The following is a 20,727-nucleotide window of genomic DNA, read 5'->3' as shown; positions in this document are numbered from 1 at the left end:
TCCATTTCAATCCGAAATGAAAGTCCTCGATCTCGATGCGGTACGCGCGTTCGTGCTGGTCGCCGATCTGCGCAGCTTCACCCGCGCCGCCGACGCGCTCGACACCACTCAATCGGCCGTCAGCCTCAAGCTGAAGCGGCTGGAAGCCCATCTGGGCAAGCAGTTGCTCGAGCGCACGCCGCGCGTCGTGCGTCTGTCCGCCGACGGCAACGCATTTCTCGGCGCCGCCCGCGAGCTGCTGAACGCGCACGAGCGCGCGCTCGGCGCGCTGTCGGTCGAGCGGCGGCGGCTCGTGCTCGGGCTCAGCGAGCATGTCGCCGGACCCGATCTGTCGCATCTGCTCTCCCGCCTCAATGCGCACGATCCGGCGCTGGTGGTCGAACTCCATATGGGCGCATCGGCGACCCTGCTCGCGCAGTTCGACGAACGCCGGCTCGACGCGGCGATCGTCCGCTACGGTATCGACGAGCCGCCGCGCGACGACGCGCAGCCGCTGTTCAGCGAACCGCTCGGCTGGCTCGCGACGCCGGCGTGGCTGCCGCGGCTCGGCGAACCGCTCGCGCTCGCGCTGCTGAGCCCGCCGTGCAACGTGCGCGACGTCGCATTGCGCTCGCTCGAAGAAGCGGGGATTGCGTGGCAGGAAGTGTTCGTCGGCGGCGGCGTGGCCGCGGTCGGCGCGGCGGTGGCGGCGGGACTCGCCGTATCGCCGCTCGCGCGGCGGGTCGCGCCGCGCGGTCTGGTCGACGTGGGCAGCCGGCTCGGCTTGCCGGCATTGCCGGAGTCGCGTGTAACGCTGCACTCGCGGGTGCGCGAGCCGCGTTCGGCGGAAACGCTGCGGCTGCTCGCGAACGGGCTCGCGGCGGCGTAATGCGCCAACTTAAACCGCCAGCGTAAGCCACCAACATAAGCCGCCAACGCAATCCGCCGGCGTGAGCCAGCAGCGTGACGCGGCGCAACTACAGCACGCAGCGTCACGCGATCCGGCAGAAAGAAAAACTCAGTGAATAATCGGCGGCAGCGAACCGCTGCTGGCAGTAGCCGGATTGGGCACGGAACCCATCGGCGCGATGTCGCCAACGTTTGCGGAATCGGCCGGCGCGCGCTGCACAGCCGGCCTGATCGGATTCGCACGGGCGACCGCCGGCTTCGCCGAGACCTTGACCGCGTGCGGATGCGCATTCCGGCCGGTCGTCGCGAAGTTCGCGCGCATCACCTTGCCCTGAGCGGGCTTCGCGCGGACCAGTTGCGCGTGCGCTTGCGGATGGGCATGCGCCGGCGAATGCGCGGCCTGCGCGGTCACGGTCGCATGCGCACGCCCCTTGCCCGCGGCCGCGACGCGAGCGGGAGCCTTAACGCCGCCGTGCGCGCCCTTCACACCACCCTTCTTAGCCTCGATCGCCGCGATCTTTTTCACGCCGCCGCGATGCGCGGCAAGCTTGTCGCCGTGGCGCGCGCCGCCCGCCGTAGTCGCAACATGCGCGGGCCGCTGCCGCCCACCCGCCACCCGCACCGGATGCGCACCCGCGCCGGCCTTACCGCCAATGTGAGCACCCGCTTGCGCCGACGCCCCCGGCATCGCCTGCGCCGGCGCTGCTTGCGGCTCGCTAACCGCCGCCTTCGCAATCCGCCCGCTCACTACATGCCCGCTAGCCTCGGGCGGATTCCACGTTTCCGTATAACCGGCCGCGACGGCCGCTTCCGACATGCACCACACGGCCAATGCCGCTGCCACTGCTCGAACCCGCATCTCCTGCTTCTCCTGATCGACGACTGCCCAAACGAGCCGGGATTATATTCTCTTGCAAAAATCCATATATGGACTAATATCAGTTCAAAGTACATATAGGGACTTACCCGCTCATGGCTCACGCTGCCCGACTGACCACGCCCGAGGCGCCGCGACGCTCGTCGTCGGAACCCACGCTAACGGACATGTCCGCGGCGGGTCTGCGCGCGTTCTTCAACATCGCGCGCGACTGGGACCTGAACGCGGACGAACAGATCAGACTGCTCGGCTCGCCGGGCCGCTCGACGTTCTTCAACTGGAAAAAGGAGCCGCAGGCCGCGCGCCTGAGCCGCGACACGCTGGAGCGTCTGTCGCTGCTGCTCGGCATCTATAAGGCGCTGCAGATTCTGCTGCCGCAGCCGAGCGCCGCGGATAACTGGATCAAGCGCCCCAACAGCGCGCCGCCGTTCGGCGGGCGCCGCGCGCTGGACCGCATGCTGGCCGGCAACATCAGCGATCTGGTCGCCGTGCGCCAGTATCTCGACGCGATGCGAGGCGGCTGGGCGTGACACAACCGCAATGGCAGGATCGCTGGACCAGCGCCGCGCTCGACTGGTCGCCCGCGTATCGCGTGATTCCGACGCGTTTTCCGGCAATCAATCTGTTCGACCGGGTTGCGTCGCCGGAAGATTTCGACGCGCTCTACGCGCTCGAAGCGATGACCAACGACCGGCTGCGCACCGAGATCGGCGAACTCGATCTGGTGCCGCGCGAGGAGCGCCGCTTCGGGCCCGGCTACGGGCCGATCATGGCCGCGCTCACGCATCTGAATCCGCTCGGCAGCCGCTTCTCCGACGGCACCTACGGTGTGTTCTACTGCGCGCGCTCGCGGGCCACTGCGATCGCCGAAACGCGCTTCCACACCGGCCAGTTTCTCGCCGCGACCGCGGAGCCGCCGATGCGTCAGCAGATGCGGCTGTACACGGTCATCGCGCAAGGCGGCGTGGTCGATCTGCGCGGCGACGCGGCGTTCGACCCGGCGGTGCTGTCGCCGGACGACTACCTCGCCGGCCAGACGCTCGGGCGCGCGGTGCGGGCGGCGGGCGCGCCGGGGATCGTCTATCCGTCGGTGCGCGACGCGGCCGGCGAATGCCTCGCCGCGTTTCGCACCACGCTGCTGCGCGAGTGCCAGCACGCCGCGTATCTGGAATACAACTGGAACGGTTCGAGCGTCGATATGGTGTTCGAGCTCAATCAGGTGGGCTAACGGTTCGGCTAGAAGTCCGGTGAGGGGTTCGGCGGCTCACGGCAGCGCCAGCGCGCCCGCCCCTTCCGCGCGCGCCGCTTCCACCGAGATCGACCAGCGCCGCAGCGCCTGCGGCTGCACGATCGTCAGCGTGCCGCCGGGGCCGAACGCGCCGGTATCGATAAATACCTGCGAGCCGATCTGCGTGATGTCGCGCACCGGCGTATGGCCGCAATAGGTCAGCGAGAGTCCGCGCTGGCCCGCCGGATCGCCGTTGCCCAACGCCAGCTCGCGGCCCCACAGCAGTTGCTGGCGGGTTTCGGCCGAATAGTTGCCGGCGTCCAGCTCGGCGTCCGAGCCGAAAAATTCGCCATGCAGAATATTGAAGCGCTCCTTGCCTTCGCCGATCACGCGCACCAGCGGCAGCGTGCGCAGATACTCGGCGTAGTGGCGCAAACGCTCGTCGGGCACGTCGATCGCCCACCCGCCGCCGATCCCGTACCACCACTGGCGCCGCAAGCGCCCCTCGGCGACCGCGCACAGCGTGTCCTCGTGATTGCCGAGCACTGCGAAGAACCACGGCTTCGCGAGCAGCGCGAGCGCCTGCTCCGAATGCTCGCCGCGATCGACCAGGTCGCCGACCGAAAACAGCCGGTCGCGAGCCGGATCGAACGCGATCTGGCAGAGCAGGTAACGCAGCGCATCGACGCAGCCATGCAGGTCGCCGACCACGAAATCGCGGCCGGCCAAGTTGGCGGCGTGATGCTGAACGAAGTTGGCGGGTGTCGAACTCATCTTCAAATAATAATGCGGCCGACGCCGGTATGTATGCGCGGTGCCTATCGTAGCCGCGCGCCATTACGCAATCCGCGTGCCCGCGCGGTCCGGGCCGGGGTCCTCTGGTCCGGGCTCGCTATTGCAGCTATCGCAGCTATTGCAGCTACTGCAGCGTGCGCAGCTTCGCGACCTGGCCCGCGCTGATCGTCGCCTGCGGGTTGCCGAACTGCTTCGTCACATAGTTCGTGAGCGCGGCGATCTGCTCGTCGTCGAGATGACCGCCGAACGCGGGCATCATCACGTCCGCGTGCGCGGTCGTGCGGTTCACGCCGCGCAGGATCACCAGCGCGAGATTGTTCGCATCGCTCGCGCCGACCGTCGAGTTATGGATCAGCGACGGATACGCGCCCGGCGCGCTCGCGCCGACGCCCTGCCCGCTCCAGTTGTGGCAGCTCGCGCAATTGGCGACGAACAGCTGCGCGCCGTTCACGCCTTTGACGGCCGTGCCGCGCAAGCCGGTGACGTCGTCGGCCGGCGTGCCCCAGTCGTGGCGGCCGCGCGTATCGCCGCCGTTGACGGGCGGCACCGAACGCAGATAGACGACGATCGAGCGCAAATCCACCGGCGTCAGATACTGCGTGCTGTTCGCGACCACCTCGCCCATCGGGCCGGCCGCGTTCGCGCGGCCCGGCGCCGCGCCGGTCGCCAGATACGCGCGCAGTTCCGCGTCGCTCCACGCGCCGACGCCGCTCAGCTTGTCCGGCGTGATGTTGAACGCGTGCCAGCCGGCCTGCACCGCGCCGGACAGGCGCGCGCCCGACTGCAGCCCCTGCATGAAATTACGCGGCGTATGGCACGCCTCGCAATGCGCGAGCCCCTCGACGAGATACGCGCCGCGATTCCATTCGGCGCTCTTCTGCGGGTCCGGCACGAAGCGGCCCTCGGTGAAGTTGAACAGATTCCAGAACACCATCAGCCAGCGCTGGTTGAACGGAAACTTGAGGCTGTTCGCGGGCGGCGTGAAGTGAATCGGCTGCAGCGTGTTCAGATACGCGCGGATCGCCAGCACGTCCTGCTCGGTCACGCGCGTGTACGCGGTGTACGGGAACGCCGGGTACAGCCGCTCGCCGCTCTTGCCGATGCCCTCGTGCATCGCGCGCATGAAGTCGGCATCGGTCCAGCGGCCGATGCCGGTCTCCGGATCCGGCGTGATGTTCGGCGTCACGATCGTGCCGAACGGCGTGCTGATCGGCAGGCCGCCGGCGAACGGGCGCGACTTGTCGGCGGTGTGGCAGGCCGCGCAATCGGCGGCGCGGGCCAGGTATTGGCCGCGCCTGATCAGATCGCCGTTGGCGACCGGGCTGGTGGGCATGGCCGTGTCGTCCGGCGTCTGCTCGACGTCGTCGGCGTACGCCTGGGTGATCGGCAGTTCGTCGCTCTGTTGCGCGTGCGGGCCGTGCGCCTCGTGCAATGCAATCGCCAGCGAGAACACCGAAAACGCCGCCGCCAGCGCCGCGCCGCCGAAACGTCGACGCGGCGCGTGCGGCAGCGGATGATCCGGTTGCGCGCGAGAGGGGTGGTTCAACATGATGGCTCTCCGCTCGGGCTCAGATTTCGCGCTTCAGCTTGTCGGCCAGCTTCAGCGACAACGCCGCGATCGTCAGCGTGCAGTTCACCGACGCCGCGCTCGGCATCACGCTGCTGCTCGCGACGAACAGGTTCGAATGATCGTGCGTGCGGCAGTCCTCGTCGACGACCGAGTTCGCCGCGTCGCTGCCCATGATCGTCGTGCCCATGATGTGATTGTTCGGCGCGAAGCTGTCGTCGAACGACACCTCGGCGCCGCCGAACAACTCGGCGATCCGCGCGTAGTGTTCGCGCGTATCGGCGGCGCTTTTCTTCACGTAGTCGTTGATCGAGTAGTAGATCTCGGGCTGCGCAATACCGAGCGCGTCCTTGTGATCGGCCGACGGCACAACCCGGTTCCGCGGTTCCGGCAAATGCTCGTGAAAGCTGTTGATGCTCAGCGTGCGCGCCGCGCGGTCGCGAATCTGCCGGTCGAGTTCGGCGCCGGTCAGCCCTTGTTTCAGCAGCGCGGCGGTCACGCTCATCGTCGCCACGCCGTTCGACAGATGCAGCTTTTTCGCCGCGTAGTCGGAGCGGAACGCGCCGTCGCGGAAATTGACGATCGAGGTCATCTCCATCGGACCGCGCCCGGGCCACAGCGGCTCGTTCGCGAGAAAAGTCACGCCGGTGCCCGGATGGTCCATCAGGTTGCGGCCGACCTGATCGGAGCTGTTGCCGATTCCGTGCGGGAATTTATCGGAACTCGACATCAGCATCAGCTTCGGCGTTTCGATCCCGTTCGCCGCGAGCACGAACAGCTTGCCGGTCACGCGCGTGCTGTTGCCGTTCGGGTCCTTGTAGTGGACCGCGGTGATCAACCCTTTGTTGTCCGCTTCGACGCGATACACGACCGCTTCGGGAATCAGTCGCGCGCCGGCCTGTTCGGCCTTCTCCGCGTGAATCACGCCGTTGTACATCGCGGCGATCGGGCAGATCGGCATGCAATTGTTGTTGCCGCAGCAGGTGGGCCGCGCATCGTAGGGGCGGCTGTTGCGCGCGACCGGTTCGGGCACCACCTTGAAGCCCTGCGCGTTGAGCACGTCGCTGAAACGCTGATCCATATACGACAGCGGCAACTGCTGCATCGGATACGGCTTCGAGCGCGGAGAGCCGAGATCGATCGACGTATCGGGACCGGACACGCCGAGCTGCACTTCGGCGGCGACGTACCACGGTTCGAGCGTCTCGTACGGATACGGCCAGTCGCGCCCGACGCCATACAGTTTGTGCAACTGAAAGTCCGATGGCAGCAGCCGCCACGCGGCCGCCGCCCAGTGCCACGTCGTCCCGCCAACCAACCGCACATATTGTGAGTTGTACGGATAATCGCCCTTCTGGATCAGGTAGTTGTTCGGCGGCGAGTACTGCGGATGCGGCGCATAAGCGGTCGACGGATACGGCGTCGCGAAATCGGATTTGGCCGGCGAGTTGCGAAAGTTCTCGACGATCTGCCAGCGCGGAATCCGCGGCCCCGCTTCGAGCACGATCACCGACGCGCCCGCCAGCGCCAGTTGATGCGCGACCAGACTGCCGGCGACGCCCGAGCCGACCACGACGATATCGGCGGAATTCGTGTTTGCCATTGTTGCCCTCTTCTATGCGCTTGCCGCTGCGCGCGCGGCGTATCGTGACGACCACGCCCCACATGCAGCGACCCGCGCGGCGGCCACGCCGCTCACGCGGACGCGGGATTGCGCGTCCAGTAGAACGGCACGTCGCGGCAATAGGATGGAATCGTGAGCACGTCGCCCACCGGCGTGAACATCAGCGCCTTCTCATACGCGACCACCTCGACGTGCGGCGTGTCGCCGACAAGGCCGAGATACCACGCGCGCATGATCGCGCCGACCGTCTTCGCGAGCGCGGGCTGCTCGCTTTGCAACGCCTGCGTGACGGTGTCGGACGGCACCCCGCCGTGCGACTGCAGCCACGTATTGAGCGCGCCGACGTTCTGCGCGAACTGGCTGTCGGCACGCGAGAGCGCCGCATAGACGCGCTGGCCGAGCAGCGGATCGAACTCGCTGCGGCCAGTCAGATGTTGCGATAGCGCGAGGAACGCATCGAGTCCGCCGGCGGCGGGCGGCGTATCGGCGGCGAAAGCGGAGGTCAACAACGAAGGCGCGCGGCCCGCGCCGGCAAACGCGAGCGCGGCGGCCGCCGCGCACGAGCCGAGCAGCCACGCTCTGCGCGCGGCCGAAAACGAAGCCGGCAAACCGGCGGGGGACATCATGCTGCGATAGGACTTCGATCCCTGGAGATGCGGCGCCGCGCGGCGCGCATCGTTATTCTCAGGAACATCTGTCATGGGGGCTCCAGACGGTGAGTCGTTCTGAACGAGCGGCACGGCGACGGCACGATGCCGTTGGCGAGCCGCTGCGTTTGCTCTTCCCCAAACCTTGGTCTTGCGCCGCTTGCGCGGTCTCATATGCGAGCACGAAACTCGCGCGTGTGGCATGCCCGATTGCAGCCGTAGACGATATGCGCCGATGTCCTTCGATATGCATCGCGCGGTGAACGCGGCGGAAACCGGCCTCGGTGCCGCTGGCTGCCAATCGCCTTTCAACCGAAAGCGGCGTGCAAGGCCGCTGCGGGAGACTATAGCGTGTCGGCAACCGATTCGACAAATGCTCCACAAATAGCCGGCGCCCCGCGCAGTAGAATCCGCGACACGTCCACTCGACCCGATCACGCCCGCTTCATGTCCATCAAATACTATCCGCAGGTTCTTCGCAATCGACCCCGCACGGTGATCGGACTCGCGATCGGCATCGTCGTCGCGTGTCTGGTGCCGGGTCACACGAGCCCGATGGCGCGCGCGCTGATCGGCTGGGACGCGGCGATCTGGAGCTACCTGCTGATGATCTGGCTGCACATGGCGCTCGCCGACGAGCACGTGGTGCGCGAATACGCGATCCGCGACGACGAAAACGCCGGCGTCGTGCTGGTCGTGATCTGTGTCGCGACGATCGCGAGCATCGCCGCGATCGTGCTCGAACTCGCATCGGCGAAGGGGACCGGCGGCGCGACGGGTGCCTGGCACTACCTGCTGACCGGGCTCACGCTGATCGGCGCGTGGTTTCTGATTCCGACGATTTTCACGCTGCATTACGCGCGGCTTTACTACGACACCGATGCGCAGGAAACCGCGCTGAAATTTCCCGATCATCATTTGCTGCCGAATTACTGGGACTTCCTGTACTACTCGTTCACGATCGCAGTCGCTTCGCAGACGTCCGACATCGTGTTGCGCTCGCGCGAGATTCGTCGCGCGACGCTCGCGCAATCGGTCCTGTCGTTCTACTTCAACGTCGCGGTGCTCGGGCTGTGCGTGAATATAGCAGCCGGGCTGCTCGGTTCGTGACCGCCAGAAGACGTGCGAATGAACGTGCGATGAAATTTGTGTCACACGTCGCCACAACGTTCGCATTACGAATCGCTTTACCGAAACGCGCCGTGTAAAACCCGGACCCCCGCCGCCCGTTTTACATACCCGGCCGCCTACCGCGCCCGCGGTTCGTGCCGGTTCCAGCGCGCAGCGTGCGCTCCCGCACATTGCGCGGGCTCACGGCTCTTACCGTGCGGACGCCGGCGCGCCGCCCCGCCGCCAGCCCCTTTGGCACAACGTTTGCTCCTTCCGCCACGAGTGTCGACCAGCCGCGCGCAGCGGGCGTCTGGCGTCAAAGCACCCGCGACTGGCCAGCGGCGTGCCGATCTATGCACTACTCTGACCAGTACGCGCCCGTGCTAGCGCAGCGCGCGGTATCCGGCTCGGCAAGCCCAATGAGCGCTGTGATCGCATGCCAACTGCATCCACACCGCAGCAGGACAACTCTGGAAACGACCGATGGAACCTCCAAACGGGTACGCGCCGCGGATTTACTTTTTCCATTCTCTTCTGGTCGGGCCGCTCGATGCATGGCCCGCGCAGTTCGCTCATGCAGCCGGACTCGGCTTCGATCATGCGTTGATCGGCGGCCTGTTCGAGCCGGGTGAGGCCAATCACGGCCAGCTGGTCGGCAATCACGCACGTCTTCATCCGGTATTCGAGGCGCAACAGTTGGCGCCCGACGCGCTGCGCACGCTCGCCGAATCCGCGCGCCGCAATGGTCTGACGCTGCTGGTCGATCTGGTGGTCGACCGGATGGCCGCCGACGGCGCGTTGTACGCCGAGCACGCGGACTGGTTCCATCCGCGCGAATCGGAACTCGCGCGACTCGATCCGCGCCACGTGCATCGCGAAGACAACGTGGTCTACGCGAATTTCGACGACCCGGCGACCAGCGCGTCGCTGACCGTATGGTGGACCCAGCAGTTGCTCGCGCTCGCCGAAGCGGGCGTGGGCGGCTTCCGTTTCGATTCGCCGCATCGGGTGCCGGCCGCCGTGTGGCGGCATCTGCGCGACGAGGTGCGCGCGAAGCATCCGGACGTGCGCTTTCTCGCGGCGACGCCGGGCCTCGCGCGCGGCGACCTGCCCGGGCTCGAAGCGGCCGGCTTCGATAGCGTGTTTTCGTCGGTGCGCTGGTGGGATTTCCGTTCGAGCTGGATGGCCGAAGAACACGCGGCGCTCGCGCGCGTCGGCGCGCCGGTCGCGTTTCCCGAAGCGCCGTACGGCACCCGCCTTGCCGCCGAGCTGACCGACACCCACGACGCGGCAATCGTCGAGCGGGCGTACCGGCGCGCGCTGTTCACGTCGGTCGCGCTCGGCAGCGGCTGGATGATGCCGATGGGCTTCGAATACGGTCTCGCCGAGCCGCTGTCGCAAACGCGCGGCGACGCCGCCCAATTCGCGCGCGCCGCGCAGTCGCGGCGCTTCGATCTGACGGTCGCGGTCACTCAGGCGAACGACTTCGCGCGCAACACGGCGACGCTGCACGCCAATGGTGAATTGCGCCCGCTGTCCGGGCCGGGCGCACCGGCCGCGGTCCTGCTGCGCGCGGACAACGCCGATCTGCGCGACGCGAGCGAGGCAGTCCTGATCGTGATCAATCCCGATCTCGGCGCGCCGGTGCGGATCGATCCCGCGCGTTTTCTGAAGGGCGTGCCCGGCAGTTTCACACGCTTCGTGCCGCTCGATGCGGCCGGCCGCGCGGAGCCCGCCGCACTCACGCCGTTCGCGCTGGCGCCGGGAGCGGTGCGGCTGTTGCGCGCCGCGACCGAAGCGCCGATCCGACTCGCGCCGCCGATCGACAAAGCGAACAGCAAACGCAGCGGCCGCAAGACCGTGCTCGAAGCGCTCGACGCGCCGCGCGTCGCGATTGAAAGCGTGACGCCGTCGGTCGAGCATGGCCGTTTCGCGGCGAAGCGCAGCGTCGGCGAGCGCGCCGAAATCAGCGCGGCGATCTTCGCCGAAGGTCACGACAAGATCGCCGCGGCAGTGCTGTGGCGCGCCGCCGACGAAACCGCATGGCACGAACAGCTGATGTCTCCCGCGCCGCCGGCCGGCCTCGATCTGTGGAGCGCGCGGATTCCGCTCGAACGGATCGGCCGCTATGAATTCACCGTGATCGCGTGGCGCGACGATTTCGCGTCGCTGGTCGAGCACATCGAGAAGAAGCTGAAGGCGGGGCAAACGGTCGAGATCGAAATCGACGAAGCCGCGCATCTGTTCGCGCTGGTGCTCGCCGAAGTCGAGACCACCGAAGGCGCGCAGAAAGCGCCGCTCGAACAGATCGTGCGCGACTTCACGAAGGCCGATGCACAGCAGAAGCTCGCGCTGATCCTCGCGCCGGCGACGAAGCAGGCGATGACCGCCGCGCGCCATCGCCCGTTTCTGAGCCGCGATCCGGTGATCTACAAGATCGACGCGGAACGCACGGCCGCGTATTTCGCGAGCTGGTACGAGATCTTCCCGCGTTCGATGAGCGACGACGAATCGCGCCACGGCACCTTCGCTGACGTGACGGGCAAGCTGCCGCGGATTCGCGAGATGGGCTTCGACGTGCTGTACTTTCCGCCGATCCACCCGATCGGCGTCGCCAACCGCAAAGGCCGCAACAACACGCTGACCGCGCAGCCCGGCGACGTCGGCAGCCCGTATGCGATCGGCGGGGCCGAGGGCGGCCACACCGCGGTGCATCCGCAGCTCGGCACGCTCGACGACTTCAAGGCGATGCTGAACGCCGCGCATGCGCACGGCCTCGAAATCGCGCTCGACTTCGCGATCCAGTGCTCGCCCGATCACCCGTGGCTGAAAGAGCATCCGACATGGTTCGCGTGGCGCCCCGACGGCACGCTGCGCTACGCGGAAAATCCGCCGAAGAAGTACCAGGACATCGTCAACCCGGACTTCTATGCGCGCGACGCAAAGCCCGACCTGTGGCTCGCGTTGCGCGACGTGATCCTGTTCTGGATCGACGCGGGCGTGCGTATTTTCCGCGTCGATAATCCGCACACCAAGCCGCTGCCGTTCTGGGAATGGATGATCGGCGACGTGCGCGCGCGTCACCCGGACGTGATGTTCCTCGCCGAAGCATTCACGCGGCCGCGCATGATGAACCGGCTCGGCAAGATCGGCTTCTCGCAGTCGTACACGTATTTCACGTGGCGCGAATCGAAGCGCGATTTCATCGAGTACATGAACGAGCTGACGCAGACCGGCGCGCGTGATTTTTATCGGCCGAACTTCTTCGTCAACACGCCGGACATCAATCCGCGCCATCTGCAGGCGCAGGGACGTACCGGCTTTCTGATTCGCGCGGCGCTCGCATCGACGCTCGCCGGTTTGTGGGGCGTGTATAGCGGCTTCGAACTGTGCGAGGCGACCGCATTGCCGAACAGCGAAGAATATCTGGATTCCGAAAAGTATCAGCTGCGCGCGTGGGACTGGAACCGGCCCGGCAATATCGTCGGCGAGATTACCGCGCTGAACCGGATCCGCCGCGCGAATCCCGCGCTGCACACGCAGCTCGGCCTTACGTTCCTTACCGCGCACAACGACCACATCCTGCTGTTCGAAAAAGCAACCGAAGCACGCGACAACGTGATCGTCGTCGCGATCAATCTCGATCCTTATAACGAACAGGGCGCGGACATCGAGTTGTCGTGGGACACGTTCCAGCGCTGGCATCTGCACGATCACGCGACGCTCGAAGTCACCGACCAGATGACCGGCGCGCGCTTCGAGTGGCAGGGCCGCCGCCAGCACGTACGGCTCGGCTCGGGGCAGCCGTTCTCGATCTGGCGCATCGCGCCGCAAGGCGGTTTGCCCGCCGAACGCCCGGAGGAGACCGATCACGATCCGGACAGCGCTCATCACGCAGCCGCTGGCAACCCAACCTACATGGAAGGTGGAACATGAAGCGTGACGAACCGGTCCAAACCGCCCACGAAGCGCAAACGGTCAGCGCCACCGCCAGCGCGAGCACAGCCAAAGCGCCCCGTGCGCGCCGCCGCGGCAAACCCGTGATGCTGAGCGACGATCCGCTCTGGTACAAGGACGCGATCATCTACCAGGTGCATATCAAGTCGTTCTTCGATGCGAACAACGACGGCGTCGGCGACTTCCCCGGCCTGATCGCGAAGCTCGACTACATCGCCGAGCTCGGCGTCAACGCGATCTGGCTGCTGCCGTTCTATCCGTCGCCGCGCCGCGACGACGGCTACGACATCGCCGATTACCGCAACGTGCACCCGGACTACGGTCAGCTCGGGGACGTGCGGCGCTTCATCCAGGAAGCGCATTCGCGCGGCATCCGCGTGATCACCGAGCTGGTGATCAACCACACGTCGGATCAGCACCCGTGGTTCCAGCGCGCGCGGCGCGCGAAGCCCGGCTCCAGCTATCGCAACTTCTATGTGTGGTCGGACACCGATCAGAAGTACCAGGAAACACGCATCATCTTCATCGACTCCGAACCGTCGAACTGGACTCACGATCCGGTCGCGGGCGCGTATTTCTGGCATCGCTTCTACTCGCACCAGCCCGATCTGAACTTCGACAATCCGGCGGTGCTGAAGGAAGTGCTGCAGGTGATGCGCTTCTGGCTCGACATGGGGATCGACGGGCTGCGACTGGACGCGGTGCCGTATCTGGTCGAGCGCGAAGGCACCAACAACGAGAACCTGCCGGAAACGCACGCGATCCTGAAGAAGATTCGCGCGACCATCGACGCCGAATACCCGAACCGGATGCTGCTCGCCGAAGCGAACCAGTGGCCGGAAGACGTGAAGGAGTACTTCGGCGCCGAAGACGAATGCCATATGGCGTTCCACTTTCCGCTGATGCCGCGCATCTATATGTCGATCGCGAGCGAGGACCGCTTCCCGATCACCGACATCATGAAGCAGACGCCGGACCTCGCCGAGTCGAATCAGTGGGCGATCTTCCTGCGCAATCACGACGAGCTGACGCTCGAGATGGTCACCGACTCCGAGCGCGACTATCTGTGGAACACCTATGCGAGCGACCGCCGCGCGCGTCTGAATCTCGGCATCCGGCGCCGTCTCGCGCCGCTGATGGAGCGCGACCGCCGCCGCATCGAGCTGATCAAGTCGCTGCTGCTGTCGATGCCCGGCACGCCGGTGATCTACTACGGCGACGAACTCGGGATGGGCGACAACATCCACCTGGGCGACCGTGACGGCGTGCGCACGCCGATGCAATGGTCGTCCGATCGCAACGGCGGCTTCTCGCGCGCCGATCCGGAGCAACTGGTGCTGCCGCCGGTGATGGGTTCGCTGTACGGCTTCGACGCGGTCAACGTCGAAGCGCAAAGCCGCGACCCGCATTCGCTGCTGAACTGGACGCGCCGGATGCTGGCGACGCGCCGCTCGAAGCAGAGCTTCGGGCGCGGCACGATCCGCTTCCTGAAGCCGGAAAACCGCAAGATTCTCGCGTATCTGCGTGAGATGCCGGGCGAGGCGCCGATCCTGTGCGTCGCGAATCTGTCGCGCGCGCCGCAGGCGGTCGAACTCGACCTGTCCGAATTCAACGGCTTCGTGCCGATCGAGATGACCGCCGATTCGGTGTTCCCCGCGATCGGTCAGCTGACCTATCTATTGACGTTCCCGCCGTACGGCTTCCTGTGGTTCATGCTGTGCGAAGGCGGTCAGCGGCCGAGCTGGGCGCAGGCGCATTCGGAGCCGCTGCCCGAGTTCGTGACGATCGTGATCCGCGAAGGCCAGGCCGGCCCGACGCCGGAAAACGTGCGGCTGCTCGAATCGGAAGTGCTGCCGTCTTGGCTGAGCCGGCGCCGCTGGTTTGCATCGAAGGATCAGAAGATGCATGCGGTGCGGCTCGCCGCGCTGACCACGATTCCGAACGGCGGCTTCGCGTTCACCGAGATCGAAGCGGACGTCGGCGATCACACCGAGCGCTACGTGGTGCCGATCGCGATCACATGGGGCGGCGAAACCACCACGCCGCTGTTCATGCAGCTCGCGCTCGCGCGCGTGCGGCGCGGCCGCAACGTCGGCCACCTGACCGATGCGTTCGCGCTGCCGATCTTCGCGCACAACGTGCTGCGCAAGCTGCGCGAACGCGCGGTCGTGCCGACCGTGCAGAAGAGCGAGATCAGGTTCATTCCGACCGAGCGCTTCAGCGAACTCGACAGCCTCGGCGAGCGCCCGGAAATTCGCTGGCTCGCGGCCGAGCAAAGCAACAGCTCGCTGATCGTCGCCGACGCGGCGGTGCTCAAGCTGGTGCGCCGGCTCGTCGCGGGCATTCATCCGGAAGCGGAAATCAGCCGCTATCTGACCCAGCTCGGCTATGCGAACACCGCGCCGTTGTACGGCGAAGTGGTGCGCGTCGATCCGGAGGGCGTGCCGCATACGCTCGCGATCCTGCAAGGCTTTATCGATAACCAGGGCGATGCGTGGAACTGGTCGCTCGACTATCTGCGCCGCTCGGTCGACGAACTCGCAATCGCGATCGACACCGAAACGCAGACCATCCCGGACCGCACCAACGAATCGATCCTGCTGGACGGTTACGGCGAACTGGCGGGGATCATCGGCCGACGGCTCGGCGAACTGCACGTCGCGCTCGCATCGCCGACCGACGACCCGGCGTTCGCGCCGGAGCCGACCAATGCGGGGCAGGTGCAGGCATGGGTCGACGGCACGCAGAAGATGCTCGCCGCCGCGCTCGATCTGCTGGCGCCGCGCATCGACCACATCAGCGACCCGGAAACCCAGGCGCTCGCCAAGAGCCTGCTCGACCGCCGCGACGCGCTGGTGGCCGCCGTCGATCAACTGGTGCCGGGCGACGTCGACGCGCTGCGCATCCGCATCCACGGCGACTTCCATCTCGGCCAGGTGCTGGTCGCGCAAGGCGACGCGTACCTGATCGACTTCGAGGGCGAGCCCGCGCGTTCGCTCGACGAGCGTCGTCAGAAGTCGAGCCCGCTGCGCGACGTGGCCGGGCTGCTGCGTTCGCTGTCGTATGCGAGCGCGGCCGCGCAATCGACCACCGAAAGCGCGCCGCAACAGACCGCCGACCGCAAGCGCGTGCTGTTCGAGCGGTTCCGCGCGCAGGCCACCAACGCGTTCCTCGCCGAGTACCGCGCGGCGGTCGCCGACGCGCCGACGCCGCTGGTCGCGCCCGAAGCCGAGCAGGCGCTGCTCGATCTGTTCCTGATCGAGAAGGCCGCCTACGAGATCCGCTACGAAGCGGCCAACCGGCCGACGTGGCTGGGCCTGCCGGTGCGCGGCCTCGCCGCGCTCGCGAGCCGGCTGCTCGGCGACACCGGCACGCCGCCGGACACTTCATCAACCCAGGCGCCAGACGCCGCAACGCCGCCTAACCCGGCCGAGGGCGACTATGAGTGAGCATGATCCGGCCGCGGGCCTGCAACCCGTCGATATCGACGCACTGGTCGAAGCGCGCCATCCCGATCCGTTCTCGCAGCTCGGGCTGCATCGCACCGACGCGGGGCCGATCGTGCGCGCGCTGTTGCCGAACGCCGCGCATGTGACGGTGATTTCGCGCGCCGACGGTGCGACGCTCGGTGAGCTCGAACAGTTGCGTCCCGGTCTGTTCGCGGGACGTATCACCGAGGCGATGCCGTACCGGTTGCGGATCGACTGGCATGGCGTCGTGCAGGAAGTGGAGGACACCTATTCGTTCGGTCCGGTGCTCGGCGACGAACCGCTGCAACGGCTCGCGCACGGCGATCCGTATGCGGTGCTCGAATGTCTCGGCGCGCGGCCGATGGAAGTGGACGGCGTGCCCGGCGTGCGCTTCGCGGTGTGGGCGCCGAATGCGCGGCGTGTGTCGGTGGTCGGCGACTTCAACGCGTGGGACGGCCGTCGTCATCCGATGCGGCTGCGTCACCAGGCCGGCGTGTGGGAGCTGTTCGTGCCGCGCGTCGGCGCGGGCACGCGCTACAAATACGAACTGCTGTCGCGCGACGGTCATCCGCTGCCGCTGAAGGCGGACCCGTGCGCGATGCAGACCGAGAAGCCGCCGGGCACCGCGTCGGTGGTCGCGCATGTGGACGAGGTCGAGCAGTTTCCGTGGACCGATCACGCATGGATCGAGGCACGGGCCGACAAGCAGACCGCGCGCGCGCCGATCTCGATCTACGAAGTGCACGCGGAATCGTGGCTGCGCATCGGAGAACAAGGCAATCGCGGTCTGGACTGGGAAGAACTCGCGGAGCGGCTGATTCCGTACGCGAAGAGCATGGGTTTCTCGCACGTCGAATTTCTGCCGGTCGCCGAGCATCCGTTCGGCGGCTCGTGGGGCTACCAGCCGCTCGGCCAGTTCGCGCCGTCCGCGCGCTTCGGCAAGCCCGAGCAGTTCGCGCGCTTCGTCGATCGCGCGCATGAAGCGGGGCTCGGCGTGATTCTCGACTGGGTGCCCGCGCACTTTCCGAACGACGCGCACGGGCTGATCGATTTCGACGGCACGCCGCTCTACGAGCACGCCGATCCGCGCGAGGGCTATCACCAGGACTGGAACACGATGATCTACAACCTCGGCCGCAACGAGGTCAGCGCGTTCCTGATCGCGTCCGGGCTCGCGTGGCTGAAGCGCTATCACGTGGACGGTTTGCGCGTCGATGCGGTCGCGTCGATGCTGTACCGCGATTATTCGCGCGCGGCCGGCGAGTGGGTGCCGAACATCTACGGCGGGCGCGAGAACCTCGAATCGATCGCGTTCCTGAAGCGTCTGAATCACGAGGTGCGCTACGTGCCGGGCGCGCCCGGCGCGATCACGATCGCCGAGGAATCGACCGCATGGCCGGGTGTGACCGCGCGTGTCGAAGACGGCGGGCTCGGTTTCGACTTCAAGTGGAACATGGGCTGGATGCACGACACGCTGCACTACATGCACGAAAACCCGGTGTACCGGCAGTACCATCACCACAACATGACGTTCGGGATGGTCTATGCGTACTCCGAACGTTTCGTGCTGCCGCTGTCGCACGACGAAGTGGTGCACGGCAAGGGCTCGCTGCTCGGCAAGATGCCGGGCGACCGCTGGCAGCGTTTCGCGAATCTGCGCGCGTACTTCGGTTTCATGTGGACGCATCCGGGCAAGAAGCTGCTGTTCATGGGCGGCGAATTCGGCCAGATGGCGGAGTTCGACCATGACGGCTCGCCGCACTGGCATCTGCTCGACGATACGAACCACCACGGCGTGCAACTGCTGGTGCGCGATCTGAACCACCTGTATCGCAACGAGAGCGCACTGCACCAGACCGACAGCGAGCCGGGCGGCTTCGAATGGCTGATCGGCGACGACAGCGGCAACAGCGTGTTCGCGTACCGGCGCACCGACGGCGCCGGCCAGGAGATCGTGGTGGTCTGCAACATGACGCCGGTGCCGCGGCCCAACTACCGGCTCGGCCTGCCGCGCGGCGGACGCTGGGTAGAAGTACTGAATACCGACGCGGGCGTGTACGGCGGCTCGAACATGGGCAACGGTGGGCTGATTCACACCGACCACATCACGAGCCACGGCCGCCCGCACTCCGCCGCGCTGACCTTGCCGCCGCTCGCGACGATCGTGTTGCGCGCGGATTGAAGGACGTGCCGCAACACGCGGCGCATTGGCTATGGCGCCGCGCGAGCGTGGCATGAAGACCCGGGCCGCGCGCCCAACAATCAGAACAGGAAAGGGGAATCATGTCGCATGCGATGCCCGACCGGCTGTTGCCCGGCTCGCCCTACCCGCTCGGTGCGAGCTGGGACGGCCTCGGCGTCAATTTCGCGGTGTTCTCGGCGAACGCGCAGAAAATCGAGCTGTGCCTGTTCGATCCGACCGGTCGCAAGGAAATCCGCCGCTACCCGCTGCCCGAATGCACCGACGAAGTCTGGCACGGCTATCTGCCCGGCGCGCATCCGGGCACCGCGTACGGGTTTCGCGCGCATGGTCCGTATCAGCCGCATTTCGGCCATCGCTTCAATCCGCACAAGCTGCTGCTCGATCCTTACGCGCGTAAGCTGGTCGGCCACTTTCGCTGGTCCGACGCGCTGTTCGGCTACCGGATGCATTCGAATCGCGCGGACCTGTCGATCGACCGGCGCGATTCCGCGCCCGCGATGCCGAAGTGCGTGGTGGTCGACGAAGCGTTCGACTGGTCGCACGACAAGCGCCCGAACGTGCCGTGGGGCGAGACCGTGATCTACGAGACCCATGTGCGCGGTGCGTCGATGCTGCGCAACGATCTGCGCCAGCACGAACGCGGCACGTTTGCGGCGCTGGCGTCGCCGGAGTTCATCGAACATCTGCTCAAACTCGGCGTGACCGCGGTCGAACTGCTGCCGGTGCATGCGTTTCTGAACGACCGCTTTCTGGTCGAGCGCGGGCTGCGCAACTACTGGGGCTACAACACCGCGGCGTTTTTCGCGCCCGAGCCGACCTATTTGAGTTCGCACCGGCTCGACGAAATGCGCATCGCGGTGCGCCAGTTGCACGCGGCCGGCATCGAAGTGATTCTCGACGTGGTCTACAACCACACCTGCGAAAGCAACGAGATGGGCCCGACGATCTCGTGGCGCGGGCTCGACAACGCGAGCTACTACCGGCTGATTCCCGGCGACGAACGCCACCACATCAACGACACCGGTTGCGGCAACACGGTTAACCTGCCGCATCCGCGCGTGCTGCAGATGGTGATGGATTCGCTGCGCTACTGGTCGACCGCGTTCAACATCGACGGCTTCCGCTTCGATCTCGGCGTCACGCTCGGGCGCGAGAGCCACGGCTTCGATCCGGGCTCGGGCCTGTTCGACGCGTTGCGCCAGGACCCGGTTCTGTCGCAGCGCAAGCTGATTTCCGAGCCGTGGGACATCGGCCCCGGCGGCTATCAGCTCGGCAACCATCCGCCCGGCTTCAGCGAATGGAACGACCGGTTTCGCGACACGGTGCGCCGTTTCTGGCGCGGCGACGCGGGGCTGCGGCCCGACCTCGCCGCGCGCCTGACCGGCTCGGCCGACGTGTTCAACCGGCGCCATCGCAAGCCGTGGGCGTCGCTGAACTTCGTCACGTCGCACGACGGCTTTACGCTGGCCGACGTCGCCGCGTACGAGCACAAGCACAACGAGGACAACAAGGAGGACAACAACGACGGCCACAACGAGAATTGCAGCCGCAACTGGGGCGTCGAAGGCGCGACCGACGACCCGGCGATCGTGGCGACACGCCGGCGCGTCGCGCGCTCGCTGATCGCGACGCTGTTCATCGCGCTCGGCACCCCGATGATGCTGGCCGGCGACGAAGCATTGCGCACCCAGCGCGGCAACAACAACGCGTATTGTCAGGATAACGACCTATCCTGGATCGACTGGGACCTCGCCGATTCGCCGGAAGGCCGCCGCATGACCGAGTTCGTCGCGCGGGTGATCGCGTTGCGCAAACAGCACCCACTGCTGCGCGAAACGCGTTTTCTGTTCGGCGATCGCGAAGTGCTGCCGGGCCTGTTCGACGTCGGCTGGTTCGACGAGCACGGCGATCCGCTGACGATCGAAGCGTGGCAGGACCCGGAAGGCCGCGCGCTCACGTTGCGTCGCGCGGGACCGGGCCTGAACGGCGAAACCGAAGTATTGTTATTGATGCTCAACGCGCACGAGCAAGCGTTGCAATTCGTTCCTCCCGCACCGCACCTGGAATGGCACGTGCTGTTGGACACGGCCGCGCCGGAGCGGGCGCCCGAACGGCTCGCGACGCCTGAGCTGGAAGTAGGCGCGCACGGCCTCGTGATCGTCGCCGCGCAACCGACCGGCGACGCGGACTGGCAGGCCGGCTGGATCGCCGGCGCGCAGCATGGGCCGCGTCTGCTGACCGCGCTGCCGCCCGATCCGGGCACGCAGACCCAGGACGACGGCGCGCGCTGAGGTTGCTTTGCGGTTGCGCTGCGGTTGCGCTGCTCTTGCGCAGACGCTCGAAGCACGCGCCGGCGGGGTG

At 66.8% G+C, this 20,727-nt stretch carries 13 protein-coding genes; 8 read left to right on the top strand and 5 right to left on the bottom strand.

The annotated features are described in order from the left end of the window. Positions 1-16 precede the first annotated feature (16 nt). Positions 17-868 carry a LysR substrate-binding domain-containing protein gene (locus tag BTH42_RS30520; protein WP_075304908.1) on the top strand — a complete coding sequence of 284 codons (852 nt, stop codon included), beginning with the start codon at positions 17-19 and terminating at the stop codon, positions 866-868. A gap of 129 nt (positions 869-997) precedes the next feature. Here BTH42_RS30520 and BTH42_RS30515 read toward each other — a convergent pair whose 3' ends face one another. Beyond that, positions 998-1,747: a hypothetical protein gene (locus BTH42_RS30515; RefSeq protein WP_075304907.1), complete on the bottom strand. Its 750-nt coding sequence runs from the start codon at positions 1,745-1,747 to the stop codon at positions 998-1,000. Positions 1,748-1,860: 113 nt separating this feature from the next. On the opposite strand from BTH42_RS30515, the gene BTH42_RS30510 reads away from it, so the two are divergent. Beyond that, complete coding sequence (locus tag BTH42_RS30510; RefSeq protein WP_075304906.1) at positions 1,861-2,295, top strand: MbcA/ParS/Xre antitoxin family protein; 435 nt, start codon at positions 1,861-1,863, stop codon at positions 2,293-2,295. Continuing rightward, positions 2,292-2,993 carry an RES family NAD+ phosphorylase gene (locus BTH42_RS30505; protein WP_075304905.1) on the top strand — a complete coding sequence of 234 codons (702 nt, stop codon included), beginning with the start codon at positions 2,292-2,294 and terminating at the stop codon, positions 2,991-2,993. The genes BTH42_RS30510 and BTH42_RS30505 overlap by 4 nt, the downstream gene beginning before the upstream one ends. A gap of 36 nt (positions 2,994-3,029) precedes the next feature. Here BTH42_RS30505 and BTH42_RS30500 read toward each other — a convergent pair whose 3' ends face one another. The 4 genes from BTH42_RS30500 to BTH42_RS30485 form a co-directional block, all read right to left on the bottom strand. Beyond that, on the bottom strand, positions 3,030-3,767 hold the full coding sequence (locus BTH42_RS30500; protein ID WP_083654984.1) for a metallophosphoesterase: 738 nt from the start codon (positions 3,765-3,767) through the stop codon (positions 3,030-3,032). Between the two features lie 145 nt (positions 3,768-3,912). Continuing rightward, positions 3,913-5,337, bottom strand: coding sequence for a cytochrome c (locus tag BTH42_RS30495; protein ID WP_083654983.1), 1,425 nt, complete (start codon positions 5,335-5,337; stop codon positions 3,913-3,915). A gap of 19 nt (positions 5,338-5,356) precedes the next feature. Beyond that, a complete protein-coding gene (locus tag BTH42_RS30490) occupies positions 5,357-6,958 on the bottom strand; it encodes a GMC family oxidoreductase (protein WP_075304903.1) in 1,602 nt (533 codons plus the stop codon). A 92-nt stretch (positions 6,959-7,050) separates the two neighbouring features. Beyond that, positions 7,051-7,680, bottom strand: coding sequence for a sugar dehydrogenase complex small subunit (locus BTH42_RS30485; protein WP_083654982.1), 630 nt, complete (start codon positions 7,678-7,680; stop codon positions 7,051-7,053). A 393-nt stretch (positions 7,681-8,073) separates the two neighbouring features. Here BTH42_RS30485 and BTH42_RS30480 point away from each other — a divergent pair, with 393 nt between their 5' ends. The 5 genes from BTH42_RS30480 (at position 8,074) to glgX (ending at position 20,657) form a co-directional block, all read left to right on the top strand. Beyond that, positions 8,074-8,736, top strand: a complete 663-nt coding sequence (locus BTH42_RS30480) for a DUF1345 domain-containing protein (RefSeq protein ID WP_075304902.1) — start codon at positions 8,074-8,076, stop codon at positions 8,734-8,736. A 483-nt stretch (positions 8,737-9,219) separates the two neighbouring features. Further along, a complete protein-coding gene (locus BTH42_RS30475; RefSeq protein WP_075304901.1) occupies positions 9,220-12,672 on the top strand; it encodes a maltotransferase domain-containing protein in 3,453 nt (1,150 codons plus the stop codon). Further along, the gene (gene treS / locus BTH42_RS30470) at positions 12,669-16,142 is read left to right on the top strand and encodes a maltose alpha-D-glucosyltransferase (protein ID WP_075304900.1); all 3,474 of its coding nucleotides are present in this window, start codon (positions 12,669-12,671) and stop codon (positions 16,140-16,142) included. The genes BTH42_RS30475 and treS overlap by 4 nt, the downstream gene beginning before the upstream one ends. Next, complete coding sequence (gene glgB / locus BTH42_RS30465; protein ID WP_075304899.1) at positions 16,135-18,345, top strand: 1,4-alpha-glucan branching protein GlgB; 2,211 nt, start codon at positions 16,135-16,137, stop codon at positions 18,343-18,345. The genes treS and glgB overlap by 8 nt, the downstream gene beginning before the upstream one ends. A 101-nt stretch (positions 18,346-18,446) precedes the next feature. After that, entirely contained in the window at positions 18,447-20,657 is a 2,211-nt protein-coding gene (glgX, locus tag BTH42_RS30460; protein WP_075304898.1) for a glycogen debranching protein GlgX, read from the top strand. Positions 20,658-20,727 lie beyond the last annotated feature (70 nt).

This window comes from Burkholderia sp. SRS-W-2-2016 (assembly GCF_001931485.1).
Lineage (GTDB): Bacteria > Pseudomonadota > Gammaproteobacteria > Burkholderiales > Burkholderiaceae > Paraburkholderia.
Note: the sequence above shows the minus strand (reverse complement) of the source record. Positions and strands in the feature narration are given on the sequence as shown.

What these genes read in the sequence shown, in the direction of transcription:
- BTH42_RS30520 (WP_075304908.1), top strand. Translation starts at nt 17, where the DNA reads ATGAAAGTCCTCGATCTCGATGCGGTACGCGCGTTCGTGCTGGTCGCC.
- BTH42_RS30515 (WP_075304907.1), bottom strand. Translation starts at nt 1,747, where the DNA reads ATGCGGGTTCGAGCAGTGGCAGCGGCATTGGCCGTGTGGTGCATGTCG.
- BTH42_RS30510 (WP_075304906.1), top strand. Translation starts at nt 1,861, where the DNA reads ATGGCTCACGCTGCCCGACTGACCACGCCCGAGGCGCCGCGACGCTCG.
- BTH42_RS30500 (WP_083654984.1), bottom strand. Translation starts at nt 3,767, where the DNA reads ATGAGTTCGACACCCGCCAACTTCGTTCAGCATCACGCCGCCAACTTG.
- BTH42_RS30495 (WP_083654983.1), bottom strand. Translation starts at nt 5,337, where the DNA reads ATGTTGAACCACCCCTCTCGCGCGCAACCGGATCATCCGCTGCCGCAC.
- BTH42_RS30490 (WP_075304903.1), bottom strand. Translation starts at nt 6,958, where the DNA reads ATGGCAAACACGAATTCCGCCGATATCGTCGTGGTCGGCTCGGGCGTC.
- BTH42_RS30485 (WP_083654982.1), bottom strand. Translation starts at nt 7,680, where the DNA reads ATGACAGATGTTCCTGAGAATAACGATGCGCGCCGCGCGGCGCCGCAT.
- BTH42_RS30480 (WP_075304902.1), top strand. Translation starts at nt 8,074, where the DNA reads ATGTCCATCAAATACTATCCGCAGGTTCTTCGCAATCGACCCCGCACG.
- BTH42_RS30475 (WP_075304901.1), top strand. Translation starts at nt 9,220, where the DNA reads ATGGAACCTCCAAACGGGTACGCGCCGCGGATTTACTTTTTCCATTCT.
- treS (WP_075304900.1), top strand. Translation starts at nt 12,669, where the DNA reads ATGAAGCGTGACGAACCGGTCCAAACCGCCCACGAAGCGCAAACGGTC.
- glgB (WP_075304899.1), top strand. Translation starts at nt 16,135, where the DNA reads ATGAGTGAGCATGATCCGGCCGCGGGCCTGCAACCCGTCGATATCGAC.
- glgX (WP_075304898.1), top strand. Translation starts at nt 18,447, where the DNA reads ATGTCGCATGCGATGCCCGACCGGCTGTTGCCCGGCTCGCCCTACCCG.